23 protein-coding genes are annotated in these 21070 nt (G+C 73.5%); 5 read left to right on the top strand and 18 right to left on the bottom strand.

Annotation, left to right across the window (positions count from 1 at the left end):
• The first annotated feature begins 24 nt into the window (after positions 1-24).
• Positions 25-1773, top strand: coding sequence for an ABC-F family ATP-binding cassette domain-containing protein (locus tag ACUJ8O_RS03125; RefSeq protein ID WP_036315586.1), 1749 nt, complete (start codon positions 25-27; stop codon positions 1771-1773).
• 45 nt (positions 1774-1818) lie between these two features.
• On the opposite strand, the gene ACUJ8O_RS03120 is transcribed toward ACUJ8O_RS03125, so the two are convergent.
• Positions 1819-2268 (bottom strand): SRPBCC family protein, encoded by a 450-nt coding sequence (locus ACUJ8O_RS03120; protein ID WP_020627043.1) that lies wholly within the window; start codon positions 2266-2268, stop codon positions 1819-1821.
• Positions 2269-2372: 104 nt separating this feature from the next.
• On the opposite strand from ACUJ8O_RS03120, the gene ACUJ8O_RS03115 reads away from it, so the two are divergent.
• Positions 2373-3110 (top strand): Pr6Pr family membrane protein, encoded by a 738-nt coding sequence (locus ACUJ8O_RS03115; protein ID WP_020627044.1) that lies wholly within the window; start codon positions 2373-2375, stop codon positions 3108-3110.
• Positions 3111-3117: 7 nt separating this feature from the next.
• On the opposite strand, the gene ACUJ8O_RS03110 is transcribed toward ACUJ8O_RS03115, so the two are convergent.
• The 6 genes from ACUJ8O_RS03110 to ACUJ8O_RS03085 all read right to left on the bottom strand — a co-directional run bounded on the left by ACUJ8O_RS03110 (position 3118) and on the right by ACUJ8O_RS03085 (position 9140).
• A complete protein-coding gene (locus ACUJ8O_RS03110) occupies positions 3118-3948 on the bottom strand; it encodes an alpha/beta fold hydrolase (RefSeq protein WP_020627045.1) in 831 nt (276 codons plus the stop codon).
• Positions 3949-4136: 188 nt separating this feature from the next.
• Positions 4137-4664, bottom strand: coding sequence for a hypothetical protein (locus ACUJ8O_RS03105; RefSeq protein WP_036315583.1), 528 nt, complete (start codon positions 4662-4664; stop codon positions 4137-4139).
• A gap of 11 nt (positions 4665-4675) precedes the next feature.
• Positions 4676-5266, bottom strand: coding sequence for a DinB family protein (locus tag ACUJ8O_RS03100; protein WP_010079843.1), 591 nt, complete (start codon positions 5264-5266; stop codon positions 4676-4678).
• A 98-nt stretch (positions 5267-5364) separates the two neighbouring features.
• Positions 5365-6909, bottom strand: a complete 1545-nt coding sequence (locus ACUJ8O_RS03095) for an alanine/glycine:cation symporter family protein (protein ID WP_216880097.1) — start codon at positions 6907-6909, stop codon at positions 5365-5367.
• 138 nt (positions 6910-7047) lie between these two features.
• A complete protein-coding gene (locus tag ACUJ8O_RS03090) occupies positions 7048-7944 on the bottom strand; it encodes a MerR family transcriptional regulator (RefSeq protein ID WP_445373136.1) in 897 nt (298 codons plus the stop codon).
• A 134-nt stretch (positions 7945-8078) separates the two neighbouring features.
• Entirely contained in the window at positions 8079-9140 is a 1062-nt protein-coding gene (locus ACUJ8O_RS03085; RefSeq protein ID WP_144824478.1) for a zinc-binding dehydrogenase, read from the bottom strand.
• Positions 9141-9402: 262 nt separating this feature from the next.
• On the opposite strand from ACUJ8O_RS03085, the gene ACUJ8O_RS03080 reads away from it, so the two are divergent.
• Both ACUJ8O_RS03080 and ACUJ8O_RS03075 read left to right on the top strand, forming a co-directional pair.
• Positions 9403-10905 (top strand): long-chain-fatty-acid--CoA ligase, encoded by a 1503-nt coding sequence (locus ACUJ8O_RS03080; RefSeq protein WP_445373135.1) that lies wholly within the window; start codon positions 9403-9405, stop codon positions 10903-10905.
• A 42-nt stretch (positions 10906-10947) separates the two neighbouring features.
• Positions 10948-11670, top strand: a complete 723-nt coding sequence (locus tag ACUJ8O_RS03075) for a DUF6226 family protein (RefSeq protein ID WP_445373134.1) — start codon at positions 10948-10950, stop codon at positions 11668-11670.
• A 28-nt stretch (positions 11671-11698) separates the two neighbouring features.
• On the opposite strand, the gene ACUJ8O_RS03070 is transcribed toward ACUJ8O_RS03075, so the two are convergent.
• From ACUJ8O_RS03070 to ACUJ8O_RS03055, 4 genes are all read right to left on the bottom strand, one after another.
• The gene (locus tag ACUJ8O_RS03070) at positions 11699-12451 is read right to left on the bottom strand and encodes a metal-dependent hydrolase (protein WP_445373133.1); all 753 of its coding nucleotides are present in this window, start codon (positions 12449-12451) and stop codon (positions 11699-11701) included.
• A gap of 177 nt (positions 12452-12628) precedes the next feature.
• Positions 12629-13363, bottom strand: coding sequence for an LrgB family protein (locus ACUJ8O_RS03065; RefSeq protein ID WP_445373132.1), 735 nt, complete (start codon positions 13361-13363; stop codon positions 12629-12631).
• The gene (locus ACUJ8O_RS03060) at positions 13360-13722 is read right to left on the bottom strand and encodes a CidA/LrgA family protein (protein WP_095346741.1); all 363 of its coding nucleotides are present in this window, start codon (positions 13720-13722) and stop codon (positions 13360-13362) included. Before ACUJ8O_RS03060 ends, ACUJ8O_RS03065 begins: the two co-directional genes overlap by 4 nt.
• Entirely contained in the window at positions 13719-14426 is a 708-nt protein-coding gene (locus ACUJ8O_RS03055) for a GntR family transcriptional regulator (protein ID WP_043280379.1), read from the bottom strand. Before ACUJ8O_RS03055 ends, ACUJ8O_RS03060 begins: the two co-directional genes overlap by 4 nt.
• Positions 14427-14619: 193 nt before the next feature.
• On the opposite strand from ACUJ8O_RS03055, the gene ACUJ8O_RS03050 reads away from it, so the two are divergent.
• On the top strand, positions 14620-14799 hold the full coding sequence (locus ACUJ8O_RS03050) for a hypothetical protein (RefSeq protein WP_240967101.1): 180 nt from the start codon (positions 14620-14622) through the stop codon (positions 14797-14799).
• A gap of 29 nt (positions 14800-14828) precedes the next feature.
• Here ACUJ8O_RS03050 and ACUJ8O_RS03045 read toward each other — a convergent pair whose 3' ends face one another.
• From ACUJ8O_RS03045 to ACUJ8O_RS03015, 7 genes are all read right to left on the bottom strand, one after another.
• Entirely contained in the window at positions 14829-16046 is a 1218-nt protein-coding gene (locus ACUJ8O_RS03045; protein WP_170747865.1) for a Fic family protein, read from the bottom strand.
• A 109-nt stretch (positions 16047-16155) separates the two neighbouring features.
• Positions 16156-17808, bottom strand: a complete 1653-nt coding sequence (locus ACUJ8O_RS03040; RefSeq protein WP_170747866.1) for a DNA glycosylase AlkZ-like family protein — start codon at positions 17806-17808, stop codon at positions 16156-16158.
• Between the two features lie 111 nt (positions 17809-17919).
• Entirely contained in the window at positions 17920-18285 is a 366-nt protein-coding gene (locus ACUJ8O_RS03035; protein WP_088477507.1) for a serine/threonine protein phosphatase, read from the bottom strand.
• A gap of 49 nt (positions 18286-18334) precedes the next feature.
• Positions 18335-18814, bottom strand: a complete 480-nt coding sequence (locus ACUJ8O_RS03030) for an RES family NAD+ phosphorylase (RefSeq protein ID WP_170747867.1) — start codon at positions 18812-18814, stop codon at positions 18335-18337.
• A 56-nt stretch (positions 18815-18870) separates the two neighbouring features.
• A complete protein-coding gene (locus ACUJ8O_RS03025) occupies positions 18871-19227 on the bottom strand; it encodes a DUF6176 family protein (protein WP_170747868.1) in 357 nt (118 codons plus the stop codon).
• A gap of 85 nt (positions 19228-19312) precedes the next feature.
• Entirely contained in the window at positions 19313-20287 is a 975-nt protein-coding gene (locus ACUJ8O_RS03020) for an Abi family protein (protein WP_170747869.1), read from the bottom strand.
• Between the two features lie 173 nt (positions 20288-20460).
• Positions 20461-20970, bottom strand: coding sequence for a hypothetical protein (locus tag ACUJ8O_RS03015; protein WP_170747870.1), 510 nt, complete (start codon positions 20968-20970; stop codon positions 20461-20463).
• Between the last annotated feature and the right edge of the window lie 100 nt (positions 20971-21070).

Raw genomic sequence — 21070 nt, 5'->3', positions numbered from 1 at the left:
CGCCCCCTCCCTAGACTGGCGGACATGACCTCCGGCCCTCCCTCCCCCGCCCTGCCCGCCGGGCCCGCCGCCCACCTGCGCGGCGAGCACCTGACCGTCTCGCTCGGCGGGCACCGCGTGCTCACGGACGCCACGGTGCGGATCAACGCCGGCTCGCGGCTCGGGATCGTGGGTGAGAACGGGCGCGGCAAGACCACGCTGCTCCACGTGCTCACGGGCCGGATCACGCCCGACGTCGGCCGCGTGACGCGGGCGGGCACGCTCGCGTTCGTCCCGCAGGCGCTGCGGGCGCGGGCCGACGGGCGCTCCCGCACGGTGGGCGACCTGGTCCGCGACGCCCTCACGGGCCCGCACGCCGCACTCGAGGCCCTGGACGCCGCCGCGGCCGCCCTGGCCGAGGCCCCCGACGACGCCGGCGCCGGACACCGGTACTCCACCGCGCTGGAGCGGGCCCACCTCTACGACGCCTGGGACGCCGGCCGGCGCGTGGACATGGACCTCGAGGGGCTGCACGCGTGCACGGACCGCGAGCGCCCCCTCACATCGCTCTCGGTCGGCCAGCGCCACCGGGTGCGCCTGGCCGTCACCCTCGGCTCCCGGCCGGACCTGCTGCTGCTGGACGAGCCGACCAACCACCTGGACGACGTCGCCCTGGACTTCCTCACCCGCCGGCTGGTGGAGCACCCGGGCGGGGTCGCCGTCGTCAGCCACGACCGCGCCCTGCTGCGCGCCGTGTGCACCGACATCGTGGACCTGGATCCCAGCCAGGACGGGCGGCCGCGGCGGTACTCCGGCGGGTACGCCGGCTGGGCGAAGGGGCGCCGCCGCGCCCGGGCCGCCTGGGAGCAGGAGTACGCCGAGCAGAACGCCGAGCGCGAGCGGCTGGAGCTGGCCGTGGAGGACGCGCGGGAGCAGATGCAGGGCTCGTGGCGGCCCCCGAAGGGCACCGGCAAGCACCAGCGCTCGAGCCGGTCGGCGGGGATCGTGCAGATGTTCAACCGGCGCTTCGACGAGCTGGAGGCGCACCGGATCACCGTGCCCGAGCCGCCCCTGCGCCTGGACTGGCCGTTCGCGGACATGCCCGACGGCGACCCGCGGGACGGCGCGGACGCGGCGGCGGGCACGGCGGGCGGGCCGGGCACGGCGGGCGACGACGTCCTGCTCACCGCGGACGCCGTGCGCGTGGCCGGGCGGCTCGAGCAGCCGATGGGCGCGGCCCTCGTGCCGGGCGGCCGCGTGCTGGTGACGGGCCCGAACGGGGCCGGGAAGTCCACGCTGCTGCGCGTGCTCGCCGGGGACCTGGAGCCCACGAGCGGCTTGGTGACCGTGGGCGCCGACGTGCGCGTGCGCCTCGTGGCGCAGGAGACCCCCGCGTGGGACGAGGAGCGCACCGCCGCCGCCGTGTTCGAGGAGCACGTGCGCCGCGTCGGCGCGGACGAGGCCGGCGTCGACGACCTGGGCCGTCCCCTGCCGGCCCCCACGCTGCCCTCGCTCGGGCTGCTCACCGCCGAGGCCGCGGACACCCCGGTCGGACGCCTGTCCCAGGGGCAGCAGGCCCGTCTGCACCTGGCGATGGTGCTCATCGAGCGCCCCCACGTGCTGCTGCTGGACGAGCCGACGAACCACCTCTCCCCCGCGCTCGTGGACGAGATGACCGAGGCCCTGCAGGTCACGGAGCAGGCCGTCGTCGTGGTGACCCACGACCGGCAGATGCTCGCCGACCTCGCCGACTGGCCGCGCGTCGAGCTGCGGACCGACGCCGCGGCGGTGTGAGGCGGGCGGGGCCCCTGGCCACAGGCCCGGCCCGGCGGTCCGCCCTCAGAGGTGCGCCCGGCACAGCCGCCGCAGCGCCACGCGGGCCGGCAGTCGGTAGGCCAGGGCGACGACGGCGGGCCCGTGGACCGTCAGCCCCGCCCGGGTGCCGCGGGGGGTGGCGGTGAGGTCGTGCGTCATGGAGACCGCCGTCCCGGCCACCCGCACCGTCCACCGCCAGGTGCGGGCGTCGTCGTCGACCTCCTCGACCACGAACGGGACGCGCAGCCCCAGGGGCGCGTGGACCACGCCGCGAAGCCCGGCCCGCAGCCGGCGCCGTGGCGCCTCCACGGCGCGGATCTGCGGAGCCCACCGCGGCCACAGGCGCAGGTCGGCGTAGCGGGCCCAGGCCACGTCCACGGCGGCGGGCCCGGTCGTCGTCACGCGGCGGAACTGTCGGGGGCGGCGCGCGCGCCTCGCGCCGGCGGGGGTGCGGGTCCAGGGGGTCCGGATCATGGTGCCGAGCGTAGGGTCCGGACCGCCGGCCGGGACACGCCCGCCGGCCCGAGCGGCTCGGCCAGTGCACCGGGGGCGGCGTCGCGCTCCGGCAGGATGGGCGCATGACCCTCCCCACCCCCTCCGGCCGCTGGACGACGACGGCGCGGCCTGCCTTCGCCGTCGCCGCGGCCCTGTCCCTGGGCGGCAACCTGCTCTCACTGTGGATCGGCTCGTGGAAGTCCTCGGACCTGCCGGCCGACGCGGGCTACGCGGGCGTGCTCGAGGGCGGCTGGGAGCACATGCTCAACCAGCCCACGTACTTCACGTTCCTCTCGAACTTCCTGGTGGGGCTGACGTCCCTGCTGCTGGCGCTGCGCCTGCACCGGCCGGGCACGCTGTTCCGGGTGCTGCGGGTGACGGGGGTGGTGTGCATCGTGATCACGGGCGTGGTGTTCAACGTGCTGCTGCGGGACGCCGACCCGATGACCGCCGTCGAGCGGTTCAACGACACCCTGCAGCACATCGTCACGCCGATCCTCACCCCGGTGCTGTGGGCGGTCTTCGGGCCGCGGCGGCAGATCACGTGGCGGGTGGTGTGGTTGTCCACGCTCATCCCGCTCGCCTGGCTGGCGTTCACGCTGCTGCGCGGGCCGTGGCTGGACTGGTACCCGTACACGATCCTGGACGTCCCGCGGCTGGGCTACGACGGCGTCGCCGTCTACGTGGTGGCGATCCTCGTGTTCTTCGTGGCGGTCGCCGCCCTGCTGCGGGTGGCCGACGGCCTGCTGGCGCGGGCCGGCGTCGGGGTGGGGGCGGGCGCCGAGGCGGAGGCCCGGGTGGAGGCCCGTCCCTCCCCCTGACCCCGCCTCAGTCCGACGCCGCGCGGCCCACCTGCACCGCCCACGCGCGGACGAGCGCCTCGGCGACCTCCGGCTGGTCCAGGTGCACGTTGTGGCCGGCGGCGTCGAGCGCCGCGTAGGTGGCGCGCGGGTAATGCTCCAGGAGCGCGGCCTGGTCCCGGTAGCCGACGAGGTGGTCCTCCCGGCCGGTGAGGATCAGGGCGGGCCCCTCGAACGGCGGCGCGGCCTCCTCCGGCACGGCGTCCAGGACGTAGCGCGCGGACAGGCGCTTCAGCGCCTCCTCGTCCACGGCGCGGACGCCCGGCAGCGCGTGCTCGCGGAACCGCTCCCACGTGTCCCGCGTCAGCCGCGGGGACATCTCGAGGAACGGGGCGGCGTCGTCGGGGTCGAGGGTAGACATGAAGGCGTCGTCGCGCTCGCGCACCACCAGGTCGGTGCGGGTGCGCCGGTCCTCGTCCGGGTCGACGACGGGCGCGAGCAGCCCCAGCCCCAACACCTGCGCGCCGAACTCGGCCGCCACGTGCCGGGCGAGCAGGCCGCCGAGGGAGTTGCCGAGCACCGCGAACGGCCGCTCGCCGACCTCCGCGCGGATCCAGTCCACGAGCCAGGCGGCGAGCTCGGGGAGGCCGCCGTCGTCCTGGAGGGCCGAGGTCCGGCCGAAGCCCGGCAGGTCCACGTAGATCCGCTCGACCTCCCCGGCCTCGGCGAGGGCGTCGTCGAGCGGCAGCAGCAGCCGGTGGTCCACGCTGTTGCCGTGCACCGCGATCAGCGGGACGCCGGAGCCGCGGCGGACGACGTGGGGGTTCTCGGGGGTGTGCTCGGATGTGTGCTCGGTCATGGGTCCGAGCGTAGGGCTGAGCGCGCGGTGCCGCCCTCTCCCCGCCGCCCTCTCCTCGCCGCCCTCTCCCCGCTGCCCCCTCCCCACCGCTTTGCGGGCCGAATGCGACGCTCCCGTGCCCGATTCAGGGGCTCATCCGTCGGATTCGGCCCACAAAGTGCTCGGCCGGGCCGCCCGGTGCCGGCCGGTCACCAGAGCAGCTGGTCCCCGCGGATCTGCGTCTGGAGTCCGTCGATGCGCCCGAGCACGGAGACCTGCAGCAGGGCCGGCCAGGCGTGCACCACGAGCCCCAGGGCCACCGCGACCACGCCCCAGACCGGATGCCCGACGGCCGCCAGCGCCACGCCCGCCACCGCGTGCAGACCCGCGGAGGCGGCGTGGCTGACGAGGGAGCCCACGGCGGCGGTGCGGATGCGCCGCAGGTCGGCCCGGCCGGTGATGCGGCGGCTGATGGCCGCGTTCCAGCCGACGGCGCCCAGCTGCCGGGAGAGCCAGTCGGTGCGGACCCGGCGGGCGAGATCGCGCCAGCGCGTGTCCCGCCTCCACGGCCGGTCCACGAGCTGCCGCGAGGGCTCCCCGTAGAACGGGCCGAACCCGAAGGTCCCCACCGTGAGCACGCCGACGAACAGCCCCGGCGCCGTCGGCGCCATCAGCACGAAGGCGGACATCAGGGCGGCGACGGTGAGGGCCAGACCGGCGAGCGAGCGGGGAGTCATCACCGCGGACGCTAGCGCACCGGGCCCGCACCCCGGGCGATCCCCTCGAGCCGCCGCACGTGCGCGGCCCACCGCTCGGCGTCCCAGCCGGGCAGGTTGTCCCCGGGGCCGCGCAGGCCGGCCTGCCCGTCGATCCCCTCGCGCAGGATGTCGGCGTGGCCGGCATGGCGGGCCGCGTCGAGGGCCACGTGGGAGAGGATCTGCGCCAGAGTCACCTCGGCCAGGTGCGCGGGCCACCAGGGGACCCGCCCCCGCGCGTCGAGGACGAGGGCCTCGATGGTCGCGTCCGCGTGCGCGAAGCATCGCCGCGCGTAGTCGAGGACGTCCTCGAGGGTCTCGTCCTCGGCGGCGAACAGGTCCGCGCCGTCCTCCTCGCCCACCCCCGGCGCGTCCCAGGGCAGGGGGATGCCGGCGGGGCGGCCGAAGACCTCGCCGAAGTACTCGAGCTCGCACGTGGCCGCGTGCTTGAGCAGGCCCAGCAGGTTGGTGCCGGTGGGGGTGCGGGGCAGGCGGACCTCCCGCTCGGGCAGGCCGTCCAGCTTCGCGAAGAGGGCGTCGCGCTGCCGGCGCAGCCCCTGATGGAGGATCTCCTTGTGGTCCATGGGGTGAGCCTGCCGGGATTCAGGCCGCGCGGACGGCCCTGGCCCGTGGCCCGACGTCGTCGCGGACGTCCGGCGCCCCGGGCCGCCGTCGTCGGTCCTCAGCCCTCCCGGCGCGGGACCACGGTGATGGCCCGGGTGTCCGGGGCGGTGTCCGCGACGTGGTCCATGGCCTCGTCCACGTCCCCGGTGCGCTCGTAGGCGGCGTGGATCTGTTCCCACAGGTGGGCGTTGCGGACGCCGATGGCGGCCGGGTCCAGGACGGGGTCCTGGCCGGCGCGGCGCTGGCGGTCGTAGTCCTTGAGCAGGCGGATGGCCACGGGGCTCAGGAGCACGAGCGCGAGGATGTTCACCCACGTGTAGAGGCCGACGCCGAAGTCGGCGAACGCCCACACGAGGGCCGAGCTCTGCACGGACCCGAACACCATGGAGCCGGCCAGCAGCAGCCGGGCGATCGCGATGACCGCGCGCTGCGCCGTCTTGTTGGGGATGAGGTAGGCGACGTTCGTCTCCGCGTAGAACGCGAAGGAGAGCAGGGTGGTGAAGGAGAACAGGAAGACGGCGATCGCCACGAAGGACGGTCCGAAGGCGGGCAGTGCCTCGTCGATGGCGATCTGGACCCATGCCGGGCCCTCCTCGACGCCGGGCACGTGCTCCGCGAGGAGGCTCTCCTCGTCCGGGCCCAGCACGTTGAAGCTGTTCGTGGCGAGGATCATCAGGCCGGTCATGGTGCAGACGAACAGGGTGTCCACGTAGGCGGAGAACGCCTGGGCCAGGCCCTGCTTCACGGGGTGGGAGACGTGGGCGGCCGCCGAGGCCTGGGCGCCCGAACCGGTGCCGATCTCGGTGGAGTACACGGCACGGCGCACGCCCCACGCGACGGCGGCGCCGAGGATGCCGCCGTAGACCGAGTCCAGGCCCAGCGCGCTGGAGAAGATCAGCCCGAACATCGCGGGGACCTGCTGCCACATGAGTCCGACGACGAGCAGCCCCACCAGGATGTACGCGCCGGCCATGAACGGGACCACGAGGCCCACCGTGCGGCCCAGGCGGTGCATGCCGCCGAACACGATCACGCAGAACAGCACGGCCATCCCGAGACCCACCCACAGCGGATCCCAGCCCCACGCCTCGGTCGTGGCGGCGGTGACGGCGTTGGCTTGGATCTGCGGGCCGGTGAAGACCGTGGCGAACACGGTGGCCGCGGCGTAGGCGACCGCCAGCCACCGCCAGTTCCGGCCGAGCCCCTCAAGGATGTAGTACGCGGGCCCGCCGCGGTACTCGCCGCGGACCTTGTGCTTGTAGAGCTGCGCCAGCGAGCTCTCCACGAGCGCCACGGGGGCGCCGAGGATCGCCGTCACCCACATCCAGAACAGCGCGCCCGGGCCACCCAGGTAGATCGCGGCCGCGACGCCCGCGATGTTGCCGACGCCGATGCGCCCACCCAGGGCCATGGCGAACGACTGGAACGAGCTGATCCCCGCCGACGACGATCCTCCCCTGACCAGCTGACCCACCATGTCCTTGAGCAGCCGCACCTGGGGAGCCGCCATGCGGATCGTGAAGTACAGGCCCAGGGCGAGGAGCCCGACGACCATGGGCAGGCTCCACATGATCGAGTTGGCGGCGGTGACGAACTGCTCCATGGCTTCTTCCCAGGTCGCGGACAGGATCCGTGCACTCCATCACATTCGGGCCACCCCGGGCACCCCTGAGCCCCCGGGGGTCGGCGCGGGACCGGCAGGGTCGGCCGGCCAGACACGCCGTGCCGTCCCCGCGCCGGCTCACCCCTGCCCCGCCCCCGCCTCCTCCCGCACCGTCACCGCCAGCTCGATGTGTCCGGCCTCCGGGTCTGCGAGGATCTGGCGGATCTCCGGCGCGGCGCCGGCGTCCTCCACGTCGAACGCGTCCATGAGCCCCAGCAGATCCGGATGGGGCAGCGCGCCGCCGGGGGCGTCGTCGAGGAGGTCGACGTCGCCCGCATCGGCCCGCACGTCCACGTACCGCTCCACCCGGCGCGGCAGCGTCCCGGTCACCACCTCGTGCCCGTCGACCCTGAGGCCCGCGGGAGCCGGACCGCTCAGCGGGACCGCCAGGACGGTCTCCACGACGTCGGCGGCGCCCGGCACGGGACGCAGCGCCGTCCACAGCGGCCCGGCGGGTGCCGACCCTGCCTCCGCGAGCGCCTGGAACAGCGTCGCGAAGGCGTTGTTCGCGCGCTCGGTGGTCGCCTCCTCACCGGCCTCGTCCAGGGCCACCCGCTGCACGACGCCGGCCCACGGCGTCGGCCCGACCGTGCGCTCCGCCACGGGGCCGGGACGGGCGGGGGCGCCGTCGTCGTCAGGATCCGGGGCCGCGTAGACACCGGCGGCCGCGAGCGCGAGCGCGCGGTCCTCGAGGTCGCGGCGGCGTCGCAGCTCGGCCGCGTGCGTCTCGAGCCGCGCCGGCAGGGAGGCCGGGTCCGCGAGGACGGACCGGACGTCGTCGACCGTGAGGCCGGCCGCCCGCAGGACGCGGATCTGCGCGGCCGTCCGGATCTGGCCGGGCGCGTAGCGGCGGTAGCCGGAGTGGGCGTCGACGTCGGCGGGGGCGAGGAGGCCGCGCTCGTCGTAGAAGCGCAGCGCCTTCGCGCTCAGTCCGGTGGCGAGGGCGAACTCGCCGACGGTCATCAGGGGGCTCATGGGGCGACCTTTCTCTCAGGTGATCCCAGCGTGGGCGTTCCCCCAAGGGGAGGGTCAAGCGTCGCCCAGCCTGCTCGAGACCGACGGCCAGGTCTGCCCCTTCCCGCTCGTGGAGGCCAAACGCCACGGCGGCCTCAGACCTCCAGCAGCACCTTGATCTCGCGGCGCTCGTCCATGGCCCGGTACGCCTCGGCGGCGTCATCGAGCGGCATGCGCGCGGTGAACACACGGCCGGGCTGGATCTCCCCGGACTGGATGCGCTCGATCAGCTCGGGCAGGAAGCGGCGGACGGGCGCGGGCCCGCCCTCGAGGTGGATCTCCCGGGCGAAGAGGTCGGAGCCGTCGAGGGTCTGGTCGTGGGAGACGCCCACGAACCCGACGTACCCGCCGGGACGCACCGAGGCCAGGGCCTGGTCCATGGAGCCCTGCGTGCCGACGGCCTCGCACACCCCGTGCGCGCCGTAGCCGCCGGTGAGCTCGCGCACCTGGGCGGCGCCCTCCTCACCGCGCTCGGCGATCACGACGTCCGCGCCGAACTCACGGGCGAGCGCGGCCCGATCCTCATGGCGGGAGAACACGATGACCTGCTCCGCGCCGAGGGTCTTGGCGGCCAGGACGGCGCACAGGCCGACGGCGCCGTCGCCGACCACGGCGATGGTCTTGCCGGGGCCGGCCTGCGCGGCGACGGCGGCGTACCAGCCGGTGCCGAGCACATCCGAGGCGGCGAGGTAGTCGGCCAGGCGGTCCGGGTCCGAGGGCTCGCCCCCGGGCACCTTCACGAGGGAGCCGTCCGCGAGCTCGACACGCATGTACTGCGCCTGGCTGCCCGTGTACTCGCCGGCGTTGACGCAACGGGACTGGTAGCCGGCCTGGCAGATCTCGCACGTGTTGTCCGAGAGCATGAAGGAGCCGATCACGAAGTCGCCGACCTCGAGGGTGGCGACGTCCTCGCCCTTCTCCACGATCGTGCCGACGTACTCGTGGCCCATGCGCCGGTGGTCGACGTCGTTGTGGCCGCGGTAGGGCCACAGGTCCGAGCCGCACACGCACGCGGCGGCCAGCTTCAGGACCACGTCCGTGGGCTGGGCGACGCGCGGGGTGTCCACCTCCTCCACGACCACGTCACCCGGCGCGCGCATGACGACGGCCTTCATCGTCTTGGGGATGGCAGGGGTGGCGGGGGTCTGTGCGGTCATGGTCTGTCCTCCGGTCTGGCCCGGCGGTCCGGGCGGTGTGCGGGGACCAGTCTTGCGCCCCTGAGCCGTGGAGACGACACATCGGCGACGCGGGCGGGGCCGGTGGATGACCGCGCGCCAGCGACATCACCGCCGGGCAGAACCGCGGTGATGTCGCTGGCGTGAGGTCGGCCGACACACCCCACTCGGCTCACAGCGAACGAGCACCGCCGGGCGTTACGCTGTGGTTCCCATCACATCCGACTCCCCCCGGAGGCCCGTCGTGACCCTCACCCTGCCCGCCCGCCTCGAGCGCACCGCCGCCGAGCATCCGCACTCCACCGCCCTGATCCTCGGCGAGAACCGCATGACGTACGCCGAGCTGCAGGACCAGTCCCAGCGCCTGGCCGGGCTCATGCGGCAGGAGGGCATCGGCCCCGGGGACCGCGTGGCGCTCATGGTGCCGAACATCCCGGCGTTCCCGGTGGTGTTCTTCGCGGCCCTGCAGCTGGGCGCCGTCGTCGTCCCGATGAACCCGCTGTTCAAGCGCCGCGAGATCGAGTACTACCTGGAGGACTCGGGCGCGTCGATGCTGTGGTCGGTGCCGTCCGAGGAAGCCGTGGAGGGCGCCCGCGAGCGCGGTGTGCCGCTGCGCACCCTCGGCGAAGACGGCCTCGCCCCGCACCTCGCGCAGAGCCCCGGCCCGGTGACCGAGACCGTCGAGCGGGACCTCGAGGACGACGCCGTCATCCTCTACACCTCCGGCACCACCGGCCGCCCCAAGGGCGCCCAGCTGACCCACCGGAACATGGGCACCAACGCGGACACCGCGGCGGAGACGCTGATCCAGCTCCAGCACGGGGAGACCGTGCTCGGCTGCCTGCCGCTGTTCCACGTGTTCGGCCTCACGTGCGCGCTCATGGCGCCCGTGACCATGGGCGCCAGCCTGGCGTTGATCCCCCGCTTCGATCCCGCCGTGGCCGCGCAGACCGTCCGCGAGCACGCGGTGGACGTGTTCATCGGCGTGCCCACCATGTACGGGGCCGTGCTGGCCGCGGCCAAGGACCATCCGGAGGACCTGGCCAGCCTGCGCCTGGGCGTCTCCGGCGGATCCGCCATGCCCGTGGAGCTGCTGCGCCGCTTCGAGGCCACCTTCGACTGCGAGATCCTGGAGGGCTACGGCCTGTCCGAGACCTCCCCGGTGGCGTGCTTCAACCACCCGGGCGAGGAGCACCATCCGGGCTCGATCGGACGCGCCGTCCGAGGGTGCGAGATGCAGCTGGTGACGCCGGACGGGGCCGTCGTGCCCGAGGGCGACGAGGAGACCCTGGGCGAGGTGTGGATCCGCGGGGAGAACGTGATGAAGGGCTACTGGGGCAAGCCGGAGGCCACCGCCCAGGCCATCACCGAGGACGGCTGGTTCCGCTCGGGCGACCTCGCCCGGCGCGATGCCGCGGGCAACTACTACATCGTGGACCGCACGAAGGACATGATCCTGCGCGGCGGGCTCAACGTGTACCCGCGCGAGATCGAGGAGGTGCTCTACGAGCACCCGGCCGTCGCGGAGGCCGCCGTGGTGGGGGTGCCCCACCCGGAGCTCGGTCAGGAGGTCGCCGCGCACGTGGTGCTCGCCCCCGGTGCGCACGCCACGGAGGAGGAGCTGATCCAGCACGTGAAGTCCCAGGTGGCCCCCTACAAGTACCCGCGCACCGTGACCGTGCGGGACGGACTGCCCAAGACCGCCACGGGCAAGATCCTCAAGCGGGAACTGACGCCGGCGGAGTGAGCCCGGGGCGGCCGCCCAGGCCGGACACACGGTGAGCCTCCCATGACGACCCTGCAGCGCCTGCGGGCGGAGGTGGCCCGGCGGTACGCCGCCCTCGGCCTGCCCGCCTGGCCTGACCCGCACCCGGACGGCGCCCCGCCCCGGGAGGAGGAGTACTCCCGGGTGACCGACCCGCAGCGGTATCGGATCGCGGCCGCCCGGGCCCGCGTGTGGGCCGAGGTGCTCGCGGAGGCGGGCGCCGTCGTCGTGCCGGACCCGGTGCGTGGCATCCCGCTCGACGAGGCCGGGCGCGCCGACCTGGCGGCCCCCGTGGACCGGGCGCTGCGGGTGGCGCCGCCGGCCGGCGTCGACGGCGCCTCCCCCTGGTGGCTGCTGGAGACGGACGTGCCCCAGGACGACGACGGCGGCGTCCTGCCGGTGCTCCGGGTGGCGGCCGGTGCGCCGGGGCAGGTGCACGCGCTGCTCCCGGACTGCGGATGCGACGCCTGCGACCCCGGGTCGGATGAGCTGCTCGAGGCCATGGACCAGGCGGTCGTGCGCGCGGTCGGGGCGGGGGTGAGCCTGCGGGGCCGTCATGGGCTGCGGCGCCGGGACTGGCACGTGCACTGGCGCGAGGACGGCACGGCCGAGGGGCTGGGCCGGGTCCCGGGGTGGTCGTTCGAGGCGCTCACGGACGCGTGCCGGGACCTGGCCGCCGGCGGCCGTCCGAGGCTGCCGCGCGGGACCGAGGCGACCGTGCGGGCGGGGTGGCTCCCGGAGGCGTGAGGGGGCGGCGGTGGCCGGGTGCCGCCGCTCAGAACAGTGCCGCCACCCCCCGAGCGGCGAGCGGGACGAGCCGCACGGCCCGCACCACGGTGAACGCGGTGACCACCGAGACGAGCGCCCACTCCCGCCAGGACCCGGTCCGGCCGAGCAGGGGAAGCCGGAACCGTCCGGAGGACTGCCACCACCACAGGCGAGTGGGGGGCTCTGGGCTGAGCGGCCAGAGCAGGGCCACCCCGTTGTTGGTGAGGGCGTCGCCGAGGATGTGCACGCTCACGCCGACGGCCACGGAGGCGGGGATCCACCACAGCCCGTCGCTGAGGACGGTCGCCGACACCGCGACCAGGATGCCGAGTGCCCACGCGGCCCTCCATCCCCGGTTCGGGAGCAGTCGGAGGGCCTTGGCGGCCACGGCCGCCAGGAACGCGGCGATGACCCCCTGACCCGGCGTGTAGACGTGCCCCGCGATCGGCACCTGGATCGAGGCGGCCGCCGTCGCGACGGCGGTGAACGCCGCGACCCCCACCAGCGAGTGCGTGCCGCGCCGATGCCCGCCGGCCACGTGGCGGATGCCGCGGCTCAGCCACTCGGTCAGGGGCGGCAGGGCGTGGACGACGGTGGCCCGGGGGTGGTCCCAGTCGCTGATCATGGCCGCGCCGGCGGTGGTCACGGCGCCGAGCAGCTGGAGTTCGGCGGGCAGGTGCAGCACGGCGATCGGCGACTGCCAGTGCGTGAGCGCCAGCCAGGCCGCGGCGCCGGTGGCCGCGTGGGACGGGCCCATCATGGGTGGGGTCCTCTCGTTCGCAGGACCGGGCCGCGTCACCGCGCCTGCGAGGGCCGGCGGGCGGCCCGCGGGGAAGGAAGAGGACCAGGGTGGCAGGCGGGGCGGACACGGTAAGGAGGCCGCCGCGGCCGGAGCGGGTCGAGGCGGCTGCCCGGCCGGGGGGCGGCCGCCCGGCCCTCACCCCGTCATCGCCAGCACGAGCGGGGCCAGGAGCGCGGTGAGCACGCCGGAGCAGGCCATGGCGAGGGCGGAGAACGCACCGGTCTTCGGGCCTTCGGCGAGGGCGCGGGCGGTGCCGATGCCGTGGGAGCTCACGCCGATGGCCAGGCCGCGCACGCGGGGGTCGCGCACGCGCAGCCGGTCGAGCACCCAGGGGGCCAGCACGGCGCCGAGCACGCCGGTGAGCACGGGGAGCACGGCGGCGAGGGAGACGATCCCGCCACCGGCGTCGGCCACCGCCATGGCGATCGGCGTCGTCGCGGACTTGGGGGCGAACGTGGCGGCCAGCGCGGCGTCCCCGCCCATCAGCCGCACGATCAGCACGGCGCTCACCATGGCGGTCAGCGAGCCGACGGTGACCCCGACGGCGACCGGCAGCAGCAGCTTCCGGATGTCAGGGCCGGCTCGGTAGAGGGGGACGGCGAGGGCCACGGTGGCGGGGCCCAGCAGGAAGGTGAGGTAGCTGCCGCCGATCATGTAGGTCTCGTAGTCGATGCCGGTCAGGGCCAGGAACGCGGCCACCAGCACGATCGTCACGAGCACGGGCGTGAGCAGGGCGGTCTGCCGGGCGGCGAGCCACAGGCGGCGGGAGAGCACGGCGACGGCGAGGGTCAGCGCGACGCCGAACAGCGGTGTGCGCAGGAGCGCGTCCCAGACCTCGGTGAGGGAGTCGGTCAGTTCGGCGGCGTTCACTGTGCGTCCTCCTTGTCCGTGAGGCGGCGGGCGAGCGGGGCGGCGACGCCGGCGGTGACCACCAGCCCCAGCAGCCAGGGCACCACGAAGCCGACCAGCATCAGCGCCCGGTGTTCCCCGATGAGGCCCAGCACCGCGACGACGCCGACGCCCGCCGGGACGAACAGCAGCGGCAGGTGCTGGAGCAGGTGATGGCTCGCCGCCATCACCGGCGCGTCCTCGGCCGGCCGGCGCCACGCGAGCAGGCCGAGCAGCAGGAGCATGCCCAGCACGGCCCCGGGGATCGGCAGGTGCAGCGTGTCGGCCACGAGCGTGCCCGCCAGCTGGCAGAGCAGCAGGATCAGCAGGCCCTCGATCATCGGGGTTCACCTGCCTTGGACGGGCCCACGGGCGGCAGGCCGGGGACGACGCCGCTCCCCGCGGCGTCGAGGTGCGCCTGCAGGGCGCGCTGGGCGTCGGCGGCGCGCCCGGCGGCCAGCTGAGCGCAGATCTCGGCGTGCCCATCGAGGAGGCGGCGGGCGGCGTCGACGGATCCGCCGGTGGCGGCGTGGATGAGGCGGGCCAGGCGGGGGGCGAAGGTGCGCACGACCTCGTCGAAGGCGGCGTTGCCGCACGTGGCGATCACGTCCCGGTGGAACCGCACGTCCAGCGCGGAGAACGCCGCGAGGTCGCCGGCGTCCAGGGCGGCGCGCTGCTGCTCCAGGTTGGCGGTGAGCGTGGCGACGAGGGGCCCGACGGCGTCGGGCCGCGCGGCGACCGTGGCGAGGGCGGTGGACTCGAGGAGGCCGCGCAGGGCCGTGAGGTCGGCCACGCTCTGCGGCGTGAGAGCCTGCACGGCCGCGCCCTTCTTGGGGAGGAGCCGCACCAGGCCCCAGCGCTCGAGCTGGAGGAGGGCCTCCCGGGCCGGCGTCCGGGAGATGCCGGCCTCCGTGGAGAGCTGGACCTCGGTGAGCATCTCCCCCGCGGCGATCTCACCGCGGACGATGCGCCAGGCGACGTCGTGGGCCAGGCGGCCGGCAGCCGTGGCACGACTGCCCCATAAGGGGTCGGAGAGTGGAGTCATGCGGGCCAGAGTAATCGGATGCATGCATGGATGTATGCATTGTGTCGGACTCGGAAGGGGCCGGGTGGGGAGGGGCATAAGATGCCGGCGCCTGTCGAAGCGGGCATGCGGGACGGCTGTCAGCCGAGTCCTGTGCCGGTCAGGGGTGCGCGGGGAGTACGCGGTTGCGGGCGGCCCCGCCCCTGACTGGCCGTTGCACACCGCGCGGCTGACGCTGCGCCCGTACCGGGAGGACGGCCTCGCCGGCCCTGCCGGATCGGTGTCCCAGCTGGACCTGGGGTTCGAGACGTACGGCCTGCACCGGGTGGTGGCGCAGATGGACGCCCGCAACCCGACGCCCGCCCGGATGGCCGGGACACTACACGCGGCATGAGGCTGGTCAGCCCGGTAGTCCACACCCGGTCAACCCCGCCGGCCCGCACGCGCGGCGAACTCGTCCAGGCAGGCGAGCACCTCGGTGGCCAGCCACACCCGGTTCCGACGCTGAGCGGACACGGCCTGCAGAGCGCCGGCCTCGACAAGCTGGTCCACGGCCCGCTGGGCGGCCGGGCGCGAGACACCCAGCGCCTGGGCCAGATGGTCCACGGTCACGGCGGGTTGCGCGATGATCACCGCGAGCGCCCGCCAGACCGCCGCGTCCCGCCGGGCGGTGAGCCGCTCGCGCCAGCCGGTCAGGGCCTCGTCCAGGTCCGCGACGAGCTCTCGGCCGTTGCCGACGGCGGCCAGGGCGGCCTGTGCGAAGCGGCGCACGATGGGCGCGGGGTCGCCGTCGCGGTAGGCGGTGAGGGCGTCGAAGTATCCGGCCGTGTCCGTGAGGAGTCCCGCGGAGAGGGGCACCCCCATACGGGTGATCGCGCCGGCCCGGTGCAACACGGCGTGCACGAGGACGCGCCCGGTGCGGCCGTTGCCGTCCGCGAACGGGTGGATGGTCTCGAACTGGGCGTGCGCGATGGCGGCCTGCACGAGGGCGGGTACGTCCGTGCGTCGCAGATAGGCGAAGAGATCGTCCATCCCGGCACGCAGGCGCTCCGGGTGGGGCGGGACGAACTGCGCCGTGTGCGGCGTGGGCACCCCGCCCCCGATCCACCCCTGCGCATCGCGGTAGGCGCCCGGCCGGGCATGCTCCTGACCGTCCATGAGGGCACGATGGGCGGCCAGCAGGGCGGGCTCGTCGAGGTCGGCGGCCAACCGGGAGGCAGCGCCCATGGCCCTCATGTTCGCCGCCACGAGCGCTGCGTTCGGGCGGGTGCGTTCGCCGAGAGTCGCCAGGGCGAGGGCTCGCGCGCCCGCGGTGATGTGCTCGATCTGCGAGGAGGACGCGGACTCAGTGCGCAGGAGCACCGCGTCGATCGGGGCGATCTCGCCGGTGAGCCCCGGGAGGGCGTGGCCGATCTCGGCGTCGAAGCGCACGACGGCGGCCGTCGCCTCCTCGACCTCGGTCGCCAGATCGGAGGGCAGGTCGAGCCCGAGTTGGGCGATGCGGGCCGGGAGCGCGGCTCGATATGGGCCTGCTGCACGCACGCGAGCGCGGCGGGTAAGGATGCCGGCGTCGTCGGGGTCCGCGGTCCAGGGGCGCTCCTCCGAGCCGATGGCCGTACTGGTAGTCCGATCCGTACCCATACGGGCATCCTACGCAACGATATGGATCGATCGTTGCGTAAGAGCCATCATTGTGCACGGACACTGCTGAGCCGCGCGATCGCCTCGGCGCGCGCGGCCGGGCACACTGCTACGAGCCCGGGAGCACGTAGTGCGCTGCGCGCCGCTCCCCACGCAATTCGAGGAGGCCTTCTTCCGTCATGCTCTTGAGCACCGCTCTCGCTGCCGTGGGCGCGATCTGGCACAGTTCAGCGGCCTTGCTTCGGGTAATGGACCCGAACTCGCGGACGTAGTCAGCGATCAGCCGCCGCTGCTGGATTCGGTCGACCGGACGCAGGCGCAGGTAGGCGGCTCGGTCTTCGGCCAGCTCGTAGAACCGCGCGGTCAGCATGTACCGCTGCGCCCGGCCGTTCCCACGCGCCTCCAGGACGCCGGCCTCGACGAGCGCGGTAGCCGCTCCGCGCACGTCCGTCACGGGAAGTCGAAGCCACTCCGCCACATCCGCCGAGCTGGCAGGCCCTCCGTGCTTGATCTCGTGGACCATTCGCAGCTCTGTCAGTGTCAGTGCGCGCTGACCCTCGTTCTGCCTGCGGGCAAGGAAGATCAGCAACTCCCTGTCCTCGTCATCCAAGGGGACGTCGACGATCACGGACCGCTGCGTGGAACGGCCGTAGTCCGGTGCGCCACGGCCGGCGCGGAGCTGCGAGGCGAACATGTCCTGCACGCCTTTTCCCCTGCGCTCGACGAGACCGGCGCGCTTGAACACGTTCGCCAGGGCGGGGCTGCGGGGAGCCGAGCGATTCAGGATGTTGACCGGTGAGACGTCGCGAGGGAACCCGCCAGGACTCGCGACCGAGAACGTCGCCCCGGTGAAGGTCACCTGAATCGGCCCCACTTCGGCGTAGTCGCGGTGTACCAGTGCATTGGCGATCGACTCGCGTCGCACACTCTCTGACAACAGGGGGACATCCACACGGACGAGACCCACCTCTACGGGTGTGACGGAGTTCCGCAGTGCCAAGCGCGCCTCGATCTCCTCGAATGCACTCAACAGGGGAAGCAGCAGGTCTTCGTTTGCCTCTAGACCATGGGGCCGGGAGTCCTGGAAGAGGACTTCTGCGGTGGGCGCCCACCGGCGCAGGGCCTCTGACGTGCCGAAGACAAGAATCGCGCCGAGGCTGATGCCGCCGTCGGGGGTGAGGAGGTCCAACGCCCGCAGCAGCTCCGCATCGGCGAGCTCCGCCAGCCCTTTGTCGCCGGCGGACTGGGCGGCGAGCCGCCGGAACCGATCGAACTCGCCTGGATCGAGGTGTGCCCACTCTGCTCCGCGCGCTTCCGCCCGGGCATAGTCCAGCCCGATCCCGTCGAACCCGGCCCGCAGGACGTCCATCGGTGTCATCGGCATGCACGCGGGGCGACCGTCCGGCCCCACGAGGCGCTTGACGAACAGCCCCTTGCGCGTACCGACGAACGAGGACTTCGCCTGGGGGACGGTGATGACCGCCACGTCTTTGCCCTCCCAGGGGACCACCTCGACGTCCACGCTCAACGGTGGCTCGATGCCGTTCTGGATGCGTCCAGCCAAGAGGTCTGCGTCCACAGGGCCGCCGTGGTCCCCCGTCGCCCCGACGACGGTGCCGTCGTCATCAACACCGACGAGGATCAGGCCCCCGGTTCCGTTCGCCATGCAGACGACGGCCTGGTAGAGGTCGTCCTTCCCCAGCCGTCGCTTGAACTCGACGTCCAGGGTCTCGCCCGCGGCGAGGAGAGGTCCAAGATCCATGCCATAAGTATCCATAGTTATGGAGCGATGAACCATCGTTCGCTCATGCTTGCCATAACTTTGAGCATCTTTGGTGCGCGAAACGCCCCGTAGCTCCTCTCGCGCCCCCTTTCACCCCGCCGGGCGCAGCCGCTCCGCGGGCAGGGTCAGGGTGATGCTCGCGGCGGGGTCGATGCTCTTGGCGACCTCCCCGACGGCGCCGTCCACCGTGGGTGCGATGGTCACCTGCGTGCGCGTGACCTCCTGGATGCGCACCCGCACGGGTTCGCCGATGCCGTCGGCCGGGTCGAGCAGCCAGTCCTCAGCGAGCGCACGCAAGCCGATCGTGTCGAGGACAGCCTCAGCCTCGTGCAGTTCCATGGGCTCGCCTCGGCGTCGGTGGAGGAGGTCGTGCGGCACGAAGAGGTCACCGACCATCTCGATGTAGCCGACGTGCTCGCCGTCGTCGGAACGCAGGTGGTCGAAGATGGCGGACATGGGACCAGAGTAGCCGCGGGGATTGAACGTCCGAGGGGAGCCGTTCGCGTCACAACGTGCGCGTCACCCGGGGCGCGCCGCCCTCGTTCCAGCGGAACAGGGTGAGGTGCCACAGCCCGGGGGCGGTGCGGGACGGGTCGATCAGCCCGTGTGCGCCGGCCTCCTCCAGGCGTCGGCGGACCGCCCACGACGATGGCTCCTCCCCCACTTCCACGGCCGGCTTCCACGGGGCCATGGCGTCGGCGAGGTCGACGCCGAGGGCCGCGAGCGCCTCGGCGTCGCGCAGATCCACGATCCGTTCGGCATGAACGTCGAAGGTCAGCAGCTCGCGCGGCGGGGTGGTCGCGTCCGTGTGAGCAACCATGGCCGCGTCCACTCCTTCCGGTGAGGAGCTGAGGTAGAGCGTGGGTGCGTCCGGTGGCGAGTACCGACCGGCGGAGCGGGAGCCGCGAAGGGCGCTATCGACGAACCGGGCGTCCACGGCACGGTAGAACGTGCCAGCGACCACGGTGAAGGGCGAGGGGGTCATGGGGTCATGATGCCGGGGAGATAAACCGGCTGTCAGCCGGGTTCTGCGCGCCCGCCTCACTCCCCCAGCGGCCGCGTGGGATCCTCGAGCCGCTCGGGGCTCATGTGCACCTCGGGAATGAGCAGCAGGCTGGGCTCGTCGGGGTCGATGCACTCGCGCCAGTAGGCGGCGTGGCGCTCGTCGAGCCAGTGGGTGGAGTCGCTGAGCTCGGCACCGTCCTCGCCCTGGAGGGTGTACCACCACAGATACAGGGCGTCCCCGACGGTCTCGGAGAAGATCGTCTCCACGTACATCCGCTCGGGCTCCACGGTCTCGCGGAACGCCTCGGGGTTCTCCCGCAGGAACGCGATCCACTCGCGGGCACGCTCCTCCTTGCCGGCGCGGACGCGGAACCTCTCCATTTCGATCCTCATGGGCCGCCAGCCTACGGATCCTCCCGACGACGGCGGCGGGCCGCGGCCGTCTCCCTGGGATGAAGGACTCCCGCACTGGCCGCGCTCATCGGAGGTGACGAGACCAGAACGGATCCGAGGACCAGCCCACCGGAACGCCCATCCCGTGGAGGTTCATCTCGGGCCTGTCATGCAGGAGCTCGTACAGGCGGTCGGCCCAGCGGCTGCGCGGCGAGACCGTGTCCAGAAGGGACTGGAGCGAGACGAGCACCGGGTACAGACGCTGGCGGGACGCCTCGGGAACGGCCTCGGCACCGGAGAGCCACGAGATGGCGGGTGACTTGGGGATCATGGGGGTCACGCCGAGGCCCACATTCCAGAGGCGGCCGTGGTGGGCGCAGATGTTCCGCACGCGCACGTAGACCTGCAGCCACGAGGTGAGCACCGTGTCGGTCGACCCCACGCTGGCCGCCACCGCCACACGATCTGAGCGACGCGCGAGGTTGCGGTACAGGCCCGCCAGCTGCCCGATGGTCAGGGACTCCACCATGAGCCAGGACGGGGGCAGCTCCGGCTTCCGATAGGTCATCAGGTAGTGCTCCAGCGCCGAGGGGTGGTGGATCCGGTCATGACCGGACTCGGCCAACCCCAGCAGCCGGCTCCGTACCAGACGGCGGACGACGTCGAGGAGGTCAGCGTGCCGCTGTCGGTCGCGGAAGTGCGCGGCGTCGATGTACCAGTGGGCGTCGTCATAGGTCGTGGACATGTGGTCGGTCAGGGCTGCGCGGACCGCGACTTCCACACGCTCGAGGGCGTCGAGGCAATGAAGCCGCAGCTTGCGATCGAAGACGTACAGGTCCAGGACGTCGTCGAACTCGGCACCGGGGGCGAAGGTGTGAGTGGATCGCTCCGCCTGGAAGGGGATCGTGTAGGGGGAGAGCCGGTAGTACCCGAGGTGCCGCAGGTATCGGAGAGCGCGGTCCCGGTCCGGAACCACGAGCCCCCGGCTCTCAAGCTGCTCGAGCATCCGCTCGTGGGAGAGCGGGGGCTTCGTGAAGGTCTCCGACCCCCGTGCCCGCATGGTCCGTCCCACTTCACCCTCCCGTTCCGGCACGAAGCAGCGCCAGGCAAAGAAAAATCCCCCAAGTGCGCATCGTGGAGAGGCGTGGGGGATGTAGTGGGTTCAGTGTAGCACCTGAGAAGTCCGTGCCGATGCCGGGCCGGTGGAGCGGTCTGGGCACCCGGCCGCGCCCCTCACAGCGCCAGAATCCAGCGGTCCTCGGGGCCAAAGACATGGAGGTCATCGCACGTGAAGCCGCGCAGCCTCGGGACGTGGTCCACCACGCGCAGGTACAGGCCGCGGTGCACGCCGGGCTCGTCGCCGAGGGACGGGCTGAGCACATGCGCGGAGCCGTCGGGCGCGCGGCCGTGCCGAAGCACGGAGTCCGGCGCGTTCGCCTGGTCCAGGGTGGCCATGCGCAGCAGCGGGGCGACGGTGGGCGGGCACTCCCGCAGGCCCGCCGCCTCAACCGCTCGCCGCAGCTCGGGGAGGGTGCCGCCGTCGGGCAAGCCGAGCTCGGCGAGCGTGCGCTCGACGACGGTCACTCGGATCGGCGCGTCGACGCGCACCCACGCGTCGGCGATCAACTGCTCGGCGGACGCGTTCATCTCGACGCCAACCGCGCGCAGGCGGGCGAGGAGGTCGGCGGGGTCCTCCGGTGCGAGGTCGAGCGTGGGGGAGTCCCCGGGGAGCAGGCGCGTCATGGGGCCATCCTGCCTGGAGGGGGAACCGGCTGTCAGTCGGGTTCTGTGCGGGTCAGGTGCGGGATTCCCCCGCAAACGTAGAGAGGAGCTGCTCCAGGGA

The sequence above is a fragment of the Micrococcus sp. EWR3.9.1 genome (assembly GCF_052615555.1).
The sequence above is the reverse complement of the archived record's forward strand: the minus strand, read 5'-3'. Positions and strand labels throughout refer to the sequence as shown.

Bases quoted from the DNA above. Each gene is read 5' to 3' on its own strand.
- ACUJ8O_RS03125 (WP_036315586.1), top strand. From the start codon at position 25: ATGACCTCCGGCCCTCCCTCCCCCGCCCTGCCCGCCGGGCCCGCCGCC.
- ACUJ8O_RS03120 (WP_020627043.1), bottom strand. From the start codon at position 2,268: ATGATCCGGACCCCCTGGACCCGCACCCCCGCCGGCGCGAGGCGCGCG.
- ACUJ8O_RS03115 (WP_020627044.1), top strand. From the start codon at position 2,373: ATGACCCTCCCCACCCCCTCCGGCCGCTGGACGACGACGGCGCGGCCT.
- ACUJ8O_RS03110 (WP_020627045.1), bottom strand. From the start codon at position 3,948: ATGACCGAGCACACATCCGAGCACACCCCCGAGAACCCCCACGTCGTC.
- ACUJ8O_RS03105 (WP_036315583.1), bottom strand. From the start codon at position 4,664: ATGACTCCCCGCTCGCTCGCCGGTCTGGCCCTCACCGTCGCCGCCCTG.
- ACUJ8O_RS03100 (WP_010079843.1), bottom strand. From the start codon at position 5,266: ATGGACCACAAGGAGATCCTCCATCAGGGGCTGCGCCGGCAGCGCGAC.
- ACUJ8O_RS03095 (WP_216880097.1), bottom strand. From the start codon at position 6,909: ATGGAGCAGTTCGTCACCGCCGCCAACTCGATCATGTGGAGCCTGCCC.
- ACUJ8O_RS03090 (WP_445373136.1), bottom strand. From the start codon at position 7,944: ATGAGCCCCCTGATGACCGTCGGCGAGTTCGCCCTCGCCACCGGACTG.
- ACUJ8O_RS03085 (WP_144824478.1), bottom strand. From the start codon at position 9,140: ATGACCGCACAGACCCCCGCCACCCCTGCCATCCCCAAGACGATGAAG.
- ACUJ8O_RS03075 (WP_445373134.1), top strand. From the start codon at position 10,948: ATGACGACCCTGCAGCGCCTGCGGGCGGAGGTGGCCCGGCGGTACGCC.
- ACUJ8O_RS03070 (WP_445373133.1), bottom strand. From the start codon at position 12,451: ATGATGGGCCCGTCCCACGCGGCCACCGGCGCCGCGGCCTGGCTGGCG.
- ACUJ8O_RS03060 (WP_095346741.1), bottom strand. From the start codon at position 13,722: ATGATCGAGGGCCTGCTGATCCTGCTGCTCTGCCAGCTGGCGGGCACG.
- ACUJ8O_RS03055 (WP_043280379.1), bottom strand. From the start codon at position 14,426: ATGACTCCACTCTCCGACCCCTTATGGGGCAGTCGTGCCACGGCTGCC.
- ACUJ8O_RS03045 (WP_170747865.1), bottom strand. From the start codon at position 16,046: ATGGGTACGGATCGGACTACCAGTACGGCCATCGGCTCGGAGGAGCGC.
- ACUJ8O_RS03040 (WP_170747866.1), bottom strand. From the start codon at position 17,808: ATGGATCTTGGACCTCTCCTCGCCGCGGGCGAGACCCTGGACGTCGAG.
- ACUJ8O_RS03035 (WP_088477507.1), bottom strand. From the start codon at position 18,285: ATGTCCGCCATCTTCGACCACCTGCGTTCCGACGACGGCGAGCACGTC.
- ACUJ8O_RS03030 (WP_170747867.1), bottom strand. From the start codon at position 18,814: ATGACCCCCTCGCCCTTCACCGTGGTCGCTGGCACGTTCTACCGTGCC.
- ACUJ8O_RS03025 (WP_170747868.1), bottom strand. From the start codon at position 19,227: ATGAGGATCGAAATGGAGAGGTTCCGCGTCCGCGCCGGCAAGGAGGAG.
- ACUJ8O_RS03020 (WP_170747869.1), bottom strand. From the start codon at position 20,287: ATGCGGGCACGGGGGTCGGAGACCTTCACGAAGCCCCCGCTCTCCCAC.
- ACUJ8O_RS03015 (WP_170747870.1), bottom strand. From the start codon at position 20,970: ATGACGCGCCTGCTCCCCGGGGACTCCCCCACGCTCGACCTCGCACCG.